Origin of the sequence: Macrococcus psychrotolerans (genome assembly GCF_038095555.1) — a bacterium.
GTDB classification, from domain to species: Bacteria; Bacillota; Bacilli; order Staphylococcales; family Staphylococcaceae; genus Macrococcoides; species Macrococcoides psychrotolerans.
Map to the genome: position 1 here is coordinate 952,793 of NZ_CP124591.1, position 13,760 is coordinate 966,552.

Genomic DNA, 13,760 nt, shown 5'->3' on the forward strand with positions numbered 1-13,760 from the left:
ATAGGAGGCTATTAACAATGGCAATTTCACAAGAACGCAAAAATGAAATCATTGCACAATACCGTGTACATGAAACTGACACAGGATCCCCAGAAGTACAAATCGCAGTTTTAACAGCAGAAATCAATGCGTTAAACGAGCATTTACGTACACACAAAAAAGACCACCATTCACGTCGTGGTTTATTAAAAATGGTAGGTCGTCGTAAAAACTTATTAACTTACTTACGTGAGAACGATGTTCAACGTTACCGTGAATTAATTAAATCATTAGGATTACGTCGTTAATTCTAATTTTATCGAAAGAAACCTATGTTTCTTTCGTTTTTTTTATGCGATTTATGACATAATATGAATTGTCATGTTATGATTAAGGATATATGTGAGAGAGGAGATACATACATGTCTCAAGAAAAGAAAGTTTTTAAAACAGAATGGGCAGGTCGTCCATTAATTATTGAAACTGGCCAGTTAGCAAAGCAAGCAAATGGTGCAGTACTCGTACGCTACGGGGATACGGTAGTATTATCAACGGCGACAGCAAGTAAAGAACCTAGAGATGTGGACTTCTTCCCATTAATGGTCAATTATGAAGAGAAATTATATGCGGCAGGTAAGATACCTGGAGGATTCAACAAACGTGAAGGCCGTCCAGGTGAGGATGCTACTTTGACCTCACGATTGATTGACCGCCCGATTCGTCCGTTATTCCCGAAAGGTTACCGTCATGATATTCAGGTCATTTCTATGGTTATGAGTGTAGATCCAGATAATTCACCTGAAATGGCAGCGATGATCGGTTCATCTATGGCACTTTCGGTTTCAGATATTCCATTTGAAGGACCAATCGCAGGTGTGAACGTAGGTTTAGTTGATGGAGAACTCATCATAAATCCTAATGTTCAGCAGCGTGAAGTTTCTGTTCTGGACTTACAAGTTGCAGGTCATTTTGATGCGGTCAACATGGTTGAAGCGGGTGCGAAAGAAGTAGCGGAAGATAAGATGCTTGAAGCAATCATGTTCGGTCATGCTGAAATTAAGAAACTTGTTGAATTCCAGCAATCGATCATTGATGAGATACAACCTGTAAAGTCTAGGTTTGTACCTGTTGAAACGGATACAGCCTTAGAATCGAAGGTAGAGCAATTATCAGAAAGCTTTGGACTATCTCAGGCGATTCAAACTCAGGAGAAGCTTGCACGTGAAGAAAATATTACAGCAATCAAATTAAAGGTCATCGAAGCTTTTGAAGGTGAAGGTGAAGCTGTTATCACTGCAGTGAACAAGAAGTTCGATGCACTGATCAAAGAAGAAGTGCGTCGTCTTATCACAGAAGAAAAAGTGCGTCCGGATGGACGTCGCCCAGACGAAATTCGCCCGCTTGATTCAGAAGTCGGCATTTTACCTCGTGTACATGGATCTGGTCTATTTACACGTGGACAGACTCAAGCCCTATCTGTAGCAACATTAGGTGCATTAGGTGAACATCAGATTATCGATGGTCTTGGTGTAGAAGAAGAGAAACGTTACATGCATCACTATAACTTCCCGAATTTCTCTGTAGGTGAGACAGGACCAATTCGTGCACCAGGTCGTCGTGAAATTGGTCATGGTGCACTAGGTGAACGTGCGCTATTGCAAGTCATTCCAGATGAAAAAGAATTCCCATATACAATTCGTGTTGTATCTGAAGTTTTAGAATCAAATGGTTCGAGTTCACAAGCATCAATCTGTGGTTCTACGCTCGCCTTGATGGATGCTGGTGTACCAATTAAAGCACCAGTTGCGGGTATTGCAATGGGTCTTGTAACAAAAGATGATAATTATACGATTCTATCTGATATTCAAGGTATGGAAGACGCACTTGGTGATATGGACTTTAAAGTTGCAGGGACAAAAGAAGGTATCACAGCAATACAGATGGACATTAAGATTAACGGGTTAACAGAAGATATCTTACGTGAAGCATTAGAGCAGGCGCGAGTAGGTCGTCTGCATATTATGGAACATATGTTATCTACAATTTCTGAACCAAGAGCAGAACTTAGCCAATACGCACCTAAAATTGAAATTATTCATATTAATCCTGATAAGATTCGTGATGTTATCGGACCAGGTGGTAAGAAAATTAACGAAATTATCGATGCAACAGGAGTTAAACTTGATATTGAACAAGATGGTACAGTCTTCATCGGTTCAAGTGATGCATCAATGATAGAAGAGGCGAAGAAGTTGATCGAAAATATTGTACGTGAAGCTGAGGTTGGCCAAATTTATATGGCAACAGTAAAACGTATCGAGAAGTTCGGTGCATTTGTTGAAATCTTCCCAGGTAAAGATGCGCTCGTACATATCTCGCAAATTGCTTTAGAACGTATAAACAAAGTAGAAGATGTTGTGAAGCTTGGTGATCAGTTCTTGGTGAAAGTCACTGAGATTGATAAACAAGGTCGCGTAAATGCATCACGTAAAGTGCTGTTAGAAGAAGAGAAGAAAGCATCAGAAGAAAAGTAGATTATTAAGGTGAGGCGATATGTCTCACCTTTTTATTTGATTTGTCAGTGAGGAGATTATTTGGAGCATATTAAACTTAAGAATGATATGACATTTGCATATCACGAAACAAAATTAGAGGTCGTTCATATTGGACTTTACATTAAAGTGGGCACATCGGATGAGGCAGGGTATCCAGCAGGTATCGCACATTTTATTGAACATATGGTGTTTAAAGGAACGGAGCAGTTTCCATTTCAAGCATTATCAGATAAAATTGATGCAATTGGTGGAGAAGTCAATGCCTATACGACTAAGACATATACATGTTATTCGATTAAGACGTTAAAGCGATTTGAACGTGTTGCCATTGAATTGCTGAAAGAAATGGTGTTCTGTGCTACATTCCCGAATGATGAACTTGAAAAAGAACGTCAGGTCATTCTAGAAGAGATAAAGATGATCGAAGATGATGATGAAGAACGTGCATTTGAGCAGTTCGAAAGCGCGTTACTTGAAGGCACTGCATTTAACACACCGATTCTTGGTACGGCTGACAGTGTTAATAATATTACTCAGACAATGCTTCAAGCGTTTTATCATAAATTTTATCAGCCAGATAATATGATCTTGTCGTACGTTGGAACTGATTATCATTTTATTAAGGATTACTTTGAGCAATTTAACTCTGTTCACAAAGTGATACGCCCACTGAAAAGATTTAAAATGAACACGATTCATCTTATGCATCATAAAGAAAGTATGGAACAAGCACATGTTATACTGGCGCATAGAGGGATCAGCTATCTGGATGAAAAAAGTACATGCTATGAGATTATAAATAATATCTATGGTGGCAGTATGACGAGTTTGCTATTCAGAAGGTTAAGGGAAGCACTAGGGTTATGCTATGCATTATATTCATCGGTCGATGCTTATGAAGAAGGTGGGATTCTTTATACATACTTCGCTACTGACGCAAAAAACATAGAACGATGTATGGCAGAGATTCATCTTATACACAAGCAGCTTGCAGCAGGTATTGAAGAATCGTTGCTTTTAAAAACGAAACATTATCTTGTAACAAATTTATATATGAATCTAGATTATGATGGGTCCATTATGGAGCATATGGGTAAGAGCATACTGCTTTACAATAAGATATATGATATACATGAACTGGAAGAAAAAATAATGGCTGTTACATTAGAAGAGGTAAATGAAGCGCTGCAGGTTTTTAAGAAAGCGTATGCAAGTTACCGAATATACTAGGTTTCTATAGATTAATCCTTGCTAAAAATGTATAATATGAATGACTATATAACAAGGAGATGTAACTATGGTATTTGATAAAATTCAGGTGAATGGTTCAGAAATTGAAGCAGAAGGACGTTTTAGAATTGAAGATGAAACTGTACATGTGTCAACGACAAGCGAAGATGTGGGATTAGCGTTCAAACAAGTTGAGACAACAAATGCACCTGTGCAGCTTGTACTTTATAAAGGGGATACAGATCGCTATGCATCTGAAGGGCTAACATTAAAGCACTATACAGTAGCTGGTGGCGAATTTAAGATGGAATTAGAAAAATAATAGCAGATGTGCGTAAGCCTTATTATAGAGGCTTACGCATTTTTTATTGTTAAATTGTCTATATTTAGCTTATAATATAAGAAGTATGAATTGAACGGGTAGAATTTAGGAGGAACTATTTTGAATCTAGTAAAAAAAGATAATGAACATATAAAGATGACACCCCTTGGTGGTGTAGGTGAAATAGCAAAGAACATGTACATCGTTGAAGTAGACGATGAAATGTTTATGCTTGATGCAGGACTTATGTTTCCTGAAGATGAGATGCTTGGAATAGACGTAGTTATACCAGATATCAACTATGTCATTGAAAATAAGGCGAAATTAAAAGGAATATTCCTTTCGCATGGACATGTTGATGCAATTGGAGCTTTAAAGTACATTATGAATCAGATTGATGCACCTATCTATGGATCACGTCTGACGATTGCACTTGTTAAAGACCGAATGAAAGAAGCAAATATAAATAAGAAGATTAAGTACTATACTGTAAATAATGACTCGATTATGCGTTTTAAAAATGTGAACGTATCATTTTTCAGTACGTCACACAGTATTCCAGATAGCATTGGTATCGTGATTCATACATCACATGGTGCAATTGTTTATACTGGTGAATTTAAGTTTGATCAAAGTTTATCCGGAAGTTATAGACCAGATATTACAAAGATGGGTCAAATTGGTGATAACGGTGTACTTATGCTGATCAGTGATTCCACAGAAGCTGAGAAACCGGGTTACAATACACCTGAAAATGTCATTGAAAGTCATATCAATGACGAATTTGCAAAAGCAAATGGACGTATCATTGTTTCCTGCTACGCATCGAACTTCATTAGAATACAGCAAGTATTAAACAGTGCAGCTAGAAATAACCGAAAAGTATCATTTCTAGGTAAATCATTAGAAAGTTCGTTTAATACGGCACGTAAGCTGGGATACTTTGATATAAAAGAACAATTGCTGATACCAATCAAAGATGTGGAGAAGTATCCTAAGAATGAAGTCATCATTATTTCGACTGGTACTCAAGGTGAACCGATAGAGGCACTTGCACAGATGGCGCTCAATAGACATAATATACTGAATATAGAAGAAGGAGATACAGTATTTATTACGACGACACCTTCATCTAATATGGAAGTCATATTAGGCTCTACAATTAATCATCTTGTTAAAGCAGGTGCGAAAGTCATACCAACTAATAAGAAGATTCATGCTTCTGGACATGGATGTATGGAAGAGCTTAAACTGATGCTCAACTTAATGAAACCTACTTACTTTGTTCCAGTTCAAGGTGAATTTAAGATGCAGATTGCTCATGCGAAGCTTGCTGCTGAAGCAGGTGTACTGCCTGAACATATCTTCTTATTAGAAAAGGGGGACTGTCTGAACTTTGACGGTGAGTATATGCTTGCGAACGAAAAGGTAACAGCAGGTAATGTCTTGATTGATGGTATTGGTGTTGGAGATGTCGGCAATATCGTATTAAGAGACCGACGCCTTCTGAGTGAAGATGGTATATTTATTGCTGTCGTAACGATCGATCCAAAAAATCGTACCATCGCTGCAGGACCTCAAATTCAGTCAAGAGGATTTGTTTATGTACGTGAGAGTGAGGATCTTCTCAAAGAAGCTGAAGAAAAGGTTAGAGCTATTGTAGAGGATGGTTTGACTAAAAATAAAATTGAATGGGCTGAAATTAAGCAGGAAATGCGTGATAAGCTGAGCAAGCTGCTCTATGAACATACGAAACGCCGTCCGATGATCATTCCTGTAATTTCAGAAATTTAAATTATAAATAAACAAGCTATTAATAGCTTGTTTATTTATTTAGTAAGGTAGGTGTCAGTATGGCTATTAAAAAGAAAACACGTAAGAAAAAACGTAATACAAAGAAGAAGGATAATATACCCTATCGTTATTTGATTGCTCTTTTGATTATTGGACTTATCTTTGCCGCCATATTTCAATTTGGAATCATTGGCGTAGGCATTGACAGTCTATTTACATACTTTACGGGTAGTGCACGGTTTTATGCGTACATACTGATTCTTTTAGTGACGATATACTACACCGTCAATCAAAAGATGATACCACTGAATCGTCGCGTTAATGGCTGGTTATTGATGCTTGTAGCGCTACCTTCATTTTTACAGGTTATAGAGCATATGTTAAATGGTAAGCCCATTGTGCCGTTATTTAATTCAATTTATGAGCTTCAATCTCATTCAGGTATTCATTTTTTTGGTGGCGGTATCATAGGTTATCTGTATGATATGGTGTTCAGTACATTAATCAGTACATTTGGCTCACTTTTATTATCGCTACTGATGATAACCATCAGTACATTGCTGATTCTTGGAAGATCTATTCGTCTTGCTGCCGAAAAAACATTCCTGTGGCTCATGAAATATCTACGCCTGTTAATGGCTAAAGTTACAGACTATGCAAAAAAGGACAGGAACACACAACAAAATGAGGTCATCGATGTGTCTGACCTTCCTGTACTTACTCAAGATGCTGAGGATATCCCAATTTATGACAGTGTAGAGCAATTTGATAACAATGAAGATCTTGTGGAAGCTGAAGCGTTTATAAGTACAAGTAAAGATGTACCATCTAAGATGGGTAATATGGATCTTGAAACAGTGGAACATACAAGTGCAACAACAGAAGATGAGAATCCGAATTATAAGCTCCCACCGATTACTTTATTACATCCTGCTGCTGAAAAAGCAAAGAACAATATGCAGAACGTAAAAAAACGTGGACAACTTTTAGAAACGACTTTAAAGAATTTTGGGGTCAATGCAAAGGTGAGTCAAATTAGGATTGGACCCGCTGTTACCCAATATGAAGTACAGCCTGCTATGGGAGTTAAAGTCAGTCGCATCGTCAATTTACATAACGATATCGCGCTCGCACTTGCTGCAAAAGATATCCGTATAGAAGCGCCGATACCTGGCAAATCGGCAGTTGGTATAGAAGTCCCGAATCAGTCGGTCTCTATGGTCACGTTACGAGAAGTGCTGGAAGCATCTCCTGTAAACGATAATAAGCTGAAGGTTGTGCTTGGAAGAGATATCTCAGGAGAAGCGATCACTGCAGAACTTGACAAGATGCCGCATTTACTTGTGGCTGGTGCAACCGGAAGCGGTAAGTCGGTGTGTATTAATGGTATAATTACAAGTATACTTATGAATGCGAAGCCTCACGAAGTGAAGCTGATGATGATCGATCCTAAGATGGTCGAATTAAACGTCTATAATGGTATACCGCATCTACTGACGCCAGTGGTCACGAATCCTCAGAAAGCTGCTCAGGCGCTGCAGAAGATTGTTGGTGAGATGGAACGTCGTTACGATTTATTCAGCCATACTGGTACACGAAATATAAAAGGATATAATGCGTATCTTGAAAGACAGAATCAGGAGATGAACGAAAAGAATGCGAAGCTTCCATATATAGTAGTCATTGTTGACGAACTAGCTGATTTGATGATGGTGGCAAGTAAAGATGTAGAAGCAGCCATTATGCGACTAGCACAGATGGCACGTGCGGCGGGGATTCATCTGATCATCGCTACTCAGCGCCCATCTGTAGATGTAATCACAGGTTTAATTAAAGCAAATATTCCTTCGCGAATTGCGTTTAGTGTAAGTAGTGCTGTTGATTCAAGGACGATTCTGGACAGTCAAGGTGCAGAGAAACTGCTCGGTAAAGGAGATATGTTATATTTACCTTATGGGCAATCTAAACCGACGCGTATACAAGGGGCTTTCTTATCTGATGCTGAAGTAGAAGCTATCGTTCAGTTTGTTACAAGACAGCAGTCTGCAAATTACGTTGAAGAGATGACGCCTACAGACGTAAAAGAAAGCGAAGCTAATTCAGAAGATGAACTTTATCAGGAAGTATATGCATTTGTAATCGAAAAACAGAAAGCTTCAGCCAGTTTACTGCAGAGACAGTTTAGAATTGGATACAATAGAGCGGCACGTTTAATTGATGAACTGGAAGCAAACGGAGTAATTGGTCCCGCTACGGGAAGTAAACCAAGAAATGTTTTAATAGAACAAAATGAAGAATAGGAGCGGTAATATTGTCTGTAAATCATGAAGTTGTCTATACGAAGGACTGGATTCTATCAAAGATATATTCTGGAGATTTCAATAGTCATAAACCGATACCCTCTCAATATGAGATTTCAAGACAGTTAAATATATCACGTGATGCTATTGAACTCGCATTTCATGAACTTATAACTGAGCAAATTATAACTGAACACTTTCAGGAAGGTTATTTTGTCAAAGAGAAGCCCCCATTCAACTATCCGGTTGATGAACTAAAGAGTATTACTTCTATGATTGAAGAAGCAGGTTACGTAGCCGGCACCCTCATTATCAGCCAAGACATTGAACAACCGTCGCTAGATGATAAAAGTGTGCTGCGTATAGATGATGATCGAAAAGTGACAGTTATCGAGCGTATTCGTACTGCCGATGAAACCCCGGTTGTTTATTGTCTGGATAAAATTGATATGATGAACTTTGAAATGGATAGCGGCATCAATTCACGGTCATTATTTGATGCACTTATGGATGCAGGGTTAGCCATCAGCTATGCTACGACTGAGATAGAATCAATCGGCTATGAGCCGTATATTTCTAATGCGCTGGATTGTGCGCCTGATGATAGTTTACTCCTTTTCAAACAGATTCATTATAACGATAATCATGATCCTGTACTTTATTCGATGAATTATTTTAAATCGAGTCAAGTCAAGTTTAAAATAAGACGTACAAAGAAAGATTAGGTGAATCACATGTCACATCACATTAATTATTTAAATACTTCTCAATTTAAGACGATATCGCTCGTAATTAAATTTAAAGCACCGCTTGATGAATCTACAATGACTGCAAGAAGTGTGTTATCAAAGTTAATGCAGAAAACTTCACAGAAGTATCCTACAGAAATAGAGATGATGAATCATCTATCAGAACTGTATGGGGCAAATTTATACAGCTCTGTTTTAAAACAGAACAATGCACATGTCATCACTTTAGGTATAGATATTGTTAACGATAAATATTTAACAGATACAAACTTACTTGAAGAAGCTTTTAAATTATTACACGAAGTACTATACTTCCCGAATGTGCAGAATCAGGCTTTTAATACACGGCTTGTGAATCAAGAAAAACGCTTATTAAAGAATAAATTTTTGGCGATAAAAGAAAATATTGGGCAATATGGATTTTATCAGTTGCTGCACACAATGTTTCCGGAGGACCCGAACCGACTACCAAGCTTTGGCGATGAGCATCAACTGGACAATATTGATGGCAGAGCGTTGTATCAAACCTTTCAGAAGATGAAACAAGAAGATGAAATTTATTTCTATGCAGTAGGTGAAATCGACTCAGAAGAAATTGAATCACTTTATGAAAAATATATACAGCTCAATTCTTCAACGGTAACTTTAAATGACAGCAGACCTGCATCGAATAAAGAGACAAATTATGTTGAGGAAACAATCGATACCACACAAGCGCGGCTTAATATAGGTATGAAGTTTGAAGTGCATCATCCAGACAGATCGTACTTCAGCTTTATCGTATTGAATCATCTCTTTGGTGGAGATGCGTCCAGTATGCTCTTTATGAACGTTAGAGAAAAATTGAGTCTAGCTTATCAAATACATAGCCAGATTGATGCGCGCAGTGGATTGCTGTATGTACTTGCAGGTGTAAATCAGCAAAATAAAGCACGTGCAATCGAAACGATTCAAAACCAATTTGAAATGATAAAAAGTGGTGAGATTGAAGAAAAGATGGTAGATTTGTCAAAAAGACTGATTATCAACAGCCGACTTGAGTCAACGGATCGTCCGAAAGGATTTGTGGAAACAAGTTTTTCTAATACATTTGGGTCTGAAATATCACAGGAAGAATGGATTGAAGGCATTCAAGCTGTGACAAAGGCTGACATCATAGATTTAGCGAAAACTGGATGTTTTCACACAATATATTGTCTAGTGAGTGAGGTGCAATAATGAAGAAAACATACTATCGTTCTATAGATGAATCACTTTATGAATATCAGCTTGATAATGGTCTTGATTTATTTATCATACCTAAAAAAGGGTTTAAAAAGTCCTATGTTACTTTAACTGCTAAATATGGTTCTATACATAATGATTTTTATCTCGATGACCAGTTGATACATATGCCAAAAGGGATTGCACATTTTCTTGAACATAAGATGTTTGAAAAAGAGGACGGAGACATGTTCAATGAATTTTCTGAGCATGGCAGTTCTGCTAATGCATTTACATCGTATGACCGAACGAGCTATTTGTTTACGACTGTCGAAAGTCTCAAAGAAAATATCAAGCTACTAATGCATATGCTTGATACCCCATATTTTACGCCAGAAAGTGTGCACAAAGAAGTGGGTATCATTGCTGAAGAAATTAAGATGTATCAAGACCAGCCCAACTATAAGCTCTATTATCAGACTTTAAATGCGATGTATCATCATCATCCCGTAAAATATGATATCGCGGGTACGATAGAAAGTATCTCTGAAATTACTGACACTACTTTATATCAATGCTATGAGACCTTTTATCATCCGGAGAACATGGTTATGTTTATCGTAGGAGATGTAGCACCCGAGGAAATGTACCAATATGTTAATGGTTTAGGTACAAAAAGAGATAAATACGTTCCAGCCGAACTTATGAAGATTGATGAACCGACGGATGTGTATGTACCGATGATCCAATCAAAGGGAAGTATACAAAAGGATAAGTTGATGCTTGGTATTAAGACGAATGTTCATCATCGACATGAATCTCATATGAAAATTGAAATGGAAATGCTTTTTGCATTAGATCTTTTATTTGGAGAGCAGACTGATTTTTATCAATCGCTACTAGATGAACACCTCATCGATGACACGTTTGGGTATAGTTTTATTATTGAACCTACTTTTTCTCATATATTGATCGCCGGTTCAACTGATAATATTGAAGAACTGAAGAAACGTATTTTATTACAGCTGAATCATTTTGAAATGCTGAATGATGAGGCGTCCTTTAGACGTCTGATAAAACAGACAATAGGTGAATATGTTTCCAGTATGAATAGTCCTGAATATATTGCTAATCAGTTTACACGCTATTTCTTCAATGGAGACATTCTCTTTGATTTATTACCGATACTCAATCAGTTACAACTCGAGGACTGTATATCAACGTATAAAACAGCGATAGCATCTGCCTCAATTACAGATAGCAGGATGCTACCGAATGGGTAAATATATGGTTATTGGAGCGAGCGGAGATATCGGCAGTCAGATTACACGAGATTTGCTATTGGATGGACATGAAGTCATCGCTCAGTACTTTAGTGCAGATATTACGCAGTTGAAAGAACAGTTTATTGGACAGGCAATTTCTTTTTTACAGCTTGACTTATCGGTTCCTTTACAAAAGAATCCTTTTGAAACATGGATGACAGCACATCTTGATGGTTTAATCTATGTTGCTGGTAAGTCCTATTTTTCAGAACTTCGTGATGTCACAGATGATAAAATTCATGAACAGTACGCGATTCATTTCTTTAACCTTGTGAAGTGCGTTCAATATACTTCTAGTGGCTTATTACAAGGAAATAATGGTAGAATTATTGTAATTAGTTCTATATGGGGTGAAACAGGTAGTAGCATGGAAAGTATCTATAGTGGTTTCAAATCGGCACAAATCGGCTTTATAAAATCTATCGCTAAAGAATATGCACAAACAAACATTACCGCAAACATTATTGCACCGGGCCTCGTTGCCGGAAAGATGACGGATGCACTTGGAGATGATGTGCAGGACATCATTGAACAGATTCCTCAAAGAAAATGTGTACAGCCGGTAGAAATCAGCCATTGTGTACGCACTCTGCTACACCAGTATGCCCATACGACAACAGGCACTGTAATACGGATCAATGGTGGCTGGTATATATAGGAGGAAGCGAATGGAACAAACTTTAAAAAAGGAATGGTACCTTGAATATGAGATAGTGATTAATCGTGCGGGTCTTCTAGGAGATGTATCAAGTTTACTAGGTGCACTTGGAATCAGCATCATTACGATTAATGGTGTTGACCAGGGAAAGCGTGGACTGCTCATTAAGACAGATGATGTTGAGAAGGTGAAACGATTCGAGCATATTATCAGTCAACTTGATGATATTGAAATCGTTAAGCTGCGCGAACCGAGATTGACAGATCGTCTCGCAGTGCGCCATGGGCAGTATATACAGAAAGATACCCATGAGAAAAATACTTTTCGCTTTGTTCGTAAAGAACTGGGAATACTGGTCGATTTAATGGCAGAGCTCTTTAAAGAGGATGGGCATCGATTGATTGGAATTAGAGGGATGCCGCGTGTAGGGAAGACGGAATCTATTGTCGCAGCAAGTGTATGTGCACATAAGAAATGGTTATTTATTTCTTCGACAATGATTAAGCAGACAGTGCGTAATTCTTTATTTAAAGGAGAATATGATGACAGTCATATTTACATTATAGATGGCGCGCTATCAATCAGACAAAAGCCAGAGCATCTGGATCTAATTCGTGAAGTAATGGCACTGCCTGCAACGAAAGTGATTGAACATCCTGATTTATTTGTACAGAAAACCGATTATACATTAGAAGATTTTGATTATATTATTGAGATTCGTGAAACTGAAACTCAAGAAATTACTTATGAACAATTATCTAAAAATAATTTGTTTGATAACGATGAATTTGGATTTTTTTAATAAAGGAGCACTTTAATGAAACAAATTGGACAAATTTTAAGATCTAAACGTGAATCTCTTGGTATGACATTAATCGACCTTGAAAAGAAAATTAAAATCCAAAAAAAATATATTGAAATGATTGAGAAGAATAATTTCGAACACCTGCCAAATCCAGATTATACACGAGGTTTCATTGAAAAATATGCACGTTGTGTAAATCTTAATGGGAAAGAATTGATTAAACAGCATGAATCAGAACTTCCAGTCGAAAAAAAATCGGCTAGAGAAGCAATAGGCACTTTAAAGGCGACGCATATTACAGAGAATGATCATTCAACGCGTAAATTGTTTTATATCATTATAGCGAGCTTAGGTATTCTTTTCATCATATGGATACTCAGTCAACTGCTCTTTACAAATAAAGATGAGACGTTTAAACCCGCATCTCTCAATCCTTCACGTAACATCCCTGTTGAGAAGAAACAAGAAACTATATCAAAGGCTGACGAACCAGCTGTTAAAACGCAGGTGAAACCTGAAACAAGTCTGACATATAAAAACTTTGATGGTAGTAATTTAACCTATGAAGTTAAGTCACAGCAACCCCTGACCGTGAAGATCGTTTCTAAGGTGCCGACATGGGTACAGGTATTTGATGATAAGAACAAGAACTATGTATACAATGAAATTAAAGAACAGAGTTTCAACATTGATAAGGATGCCAAGGAAGTAACAATTATTTCAGGTAATTCTACTTCAGCAGATATCTATATAAATAACCAGAAAGTTTCGGTTCCAAAGGAAGCAGAGAATCTTATCACGCGAACTTATTTCTTTAAAGTTTCAAAAAAATAGAGTTAG

12 protein-coding genes are annotated in these 13,760 nt (G+C 37.4%); all 12 read left to right on the forward strand.

Annotated features, from left to right (window positions below):
- Positions 1 to 17 precede the first annotated feature (17 nt).
- The gene (gene rpsO / locus QA539_RS04790) at positions 18 to 287 is read left to right on the forward strand and encodes a 30S ribosomal protein S15 (protein WP_015912457.1); all 270 of its coding nucleotides are present in this window, start codon (positions 18 to 20) and stop codon (positions 285 to 287) included.
- 114 nt (positions 288 to 401) lie between these two features.
- Positions 402 to 2,513, forward strand: coding sequence for a polyribonucleotide nucleotidyltransferase (gene pnp / locus QA539_RS04795; protein ID WP_219494683.1), 2,112 nt, complete (start codon positions 402 to 404; stop codon positions 2,511 to 2,513).
- A 60-nt stretch (positions 2,514 to 2,573) separates the two neighbouring features.
- Positions 2,574 to 3,764 carry a M16 family metallopeptidase gene (locus tag QA539_RS04800; protein WP_419895563.1) on the forward strand — a complete coding sequence of 397 codons (1,191 nt, stop codon included), beginning with the start codon at positions 2,574 to 2,576 and terminating at the stop codon, positions 3,762 to 3,764.
- Positions 3,765 to 3,831: 67 nt separating this feature from the next.
- A complete protein-coding gene (locus QA539_RS04805) occupies positions 3,832 to 4,086 on the forward strand; it encodes a hypothetical protein (protein WP_219494685.1) in 255 nt (84 codons plus the stop codon).
- 120 nt (positions 4,087 to 4,206) lie between these two features.
- Positions 4,207 to 5,880 (forward strand): ribonuclease J2, encoded by a 1,674-nt coding sequence (gene rnjB, locus QA539_RS04810; protein ID WP_419895564.1) that lies wholly within the window; start codon positions 4,207 to 4,209, stop codon positions 5,878 to 5,880.
- A 59-nt stretch (positions 5,881 to 5,939) separates the two neighbouring features.
- On the forward strand, positions 5,940 to 8,180 hold the full coding sequence (locus QA539_RS04815) for an FtsK/SpoIIIE family DNA translocase (RefSeq protein ID WP_241427499.1): 2,241 nt from the start codon (positions 5,940 to 5,942) through the stop codon (positions 8,178 to 8,180).
- A gap of 11 nt (positions 8,181 to 8,191) precedes the next feature.
- A complete protein-coding gene (locus QA539_RS04820; protein WP_413475280.1) occupies positions 8,192 to 8,905 on the forward strand; it encodes a GntR family transcriptional regulator in 714 nt (237 codons plus the stop codon).
- Positions 8,906 to 8,914: 9 nt separating this feature from the next.
- Positions 8,915 to 10,147 carry an EF-P 5-aminopentanol modification-associated protein YfmF gene (yfmF, locus tag QA539_RS04825; protein ID WP_419895565.1) on the forward strand — a complete coding sequence of 411 codons (1,233 nt, stop codon included), beginning with the start codon at positions 8,915 to 8,917 and terminating at the stop codon, positions 10,145 to 10,147.
- Positions 10,147 to 11,415 (forward strand): EF-P 5-aminopentanol modification-associated protein YfmH, encoded by a 1,269-nt coding sequence (gene yfmH, locus QA539_RS04830; protein WP_219494689.1) that lies wholly within the window; start codon positions 10,147 to 10,149, stop codon positions 11,413 to 11,415. Before yfmF ends, yfmH begins: the two co-directional genes overlap by 1 nt.
- The gene (locus QA539_RS04835) at positions 11,408 to 12,115 is read left to right on the forward strand and encodes an SDR family NAD(P)-dependent oxidoreductase (RefSeq protein ID WP_419895566.1); all 708 of its coding nucleotides are present in this window, start codon (positions 11,408 to 11,410) and stop codon (positions 12,113 to 12,115) included. The genes yfmH and QA539_RS04835 overlap by 8 nt, the downstream gene beginning before the upstream one ends.
- 10 nt (positions 12,116 to 12,125) lie before the next feature.
- A complete protein-coding gene (locus QA539_RS04840; RefSeq protein WP_219494691.1) occupies positions 12,126 to 12,917 on the forward strand; it encodes a YmfK family protein in 792 nt (263 codons plus the stop codon).
- A 15-nt stretch (positions 12,918 to 12,932) separates the two neighbouring features.
- On the forward strand, positions 12,933 to 13,754 hold the full coding sequence (locus QA539_RS04845) for a helix-turn-helix domain-containing protein (protein WP_219494692.1): 822 nt from the start codon (positions 12,933 to 12,935) through the stop codon (positions 13,752 to 13,754).
- The last annotated feature ends 6 nt before the right edge of the window (positions 13,755 to 13,760 follow it).

Coding starts and splice junctions, on each gene's coding strand:
- QA539_RS04840 (WP_219494691.1), top strand. CDS start 12,126: ATGGAACAAACTTTAAAAAAGGAATGGTACCTTGAATATGAGATAGTG.
- pnp (WP_219494683.1), top strand. CDS start 402: ATGTCTCAAGAAAAGAAAGTTTTTAAAACAGAATGGGCAGGTCGTCCA.
- yfmF (WP_419895565.1), top strand. CDS start 8,915: ATGTCACATCACATTAATTATTTAAATACTTCTCAATTTAAGACGATA.
- QA539_RS04835 (WP_419895566.1), top strand. CDS start 11,408: ATGGGTAAATATATGGTTATTGGAGCGAGCGGAGATATCGGCAGTCAG.
- rpsO (WP_015912457.1), top strand. CDS start 18: ATGGCAATTTCACAAGAACGCAAAAATGAAATCATTGCACAATACCGT.
- QA539_RS04815 (WP_241427499.1), top strand. CDS start 5,940: ATGGCTATTAAAAAGAAAACACGTAAGAAAAAACGTAATACAAAGAAG.
- QA539_RS04845 (WP_219494692.1), top strand. CDS start 12,933: ATGAAACAAATTGGACAAATTTTAAGATCTAAACGTGAATCTCTTGGT.
- yfmH (WP_219494689.1), top strand. CDS start 10,147: ATGAAGAAAACATACTATCGTTCTATAGATGAATCACTTTATGAATAT.
- QA539_RS04805 (WP_219494685.1), top strand. CDS start 3,832: ATGGTATTTGATAAAATTCAGGTGAATGGTTCAGAAATTGAAGCAGAA.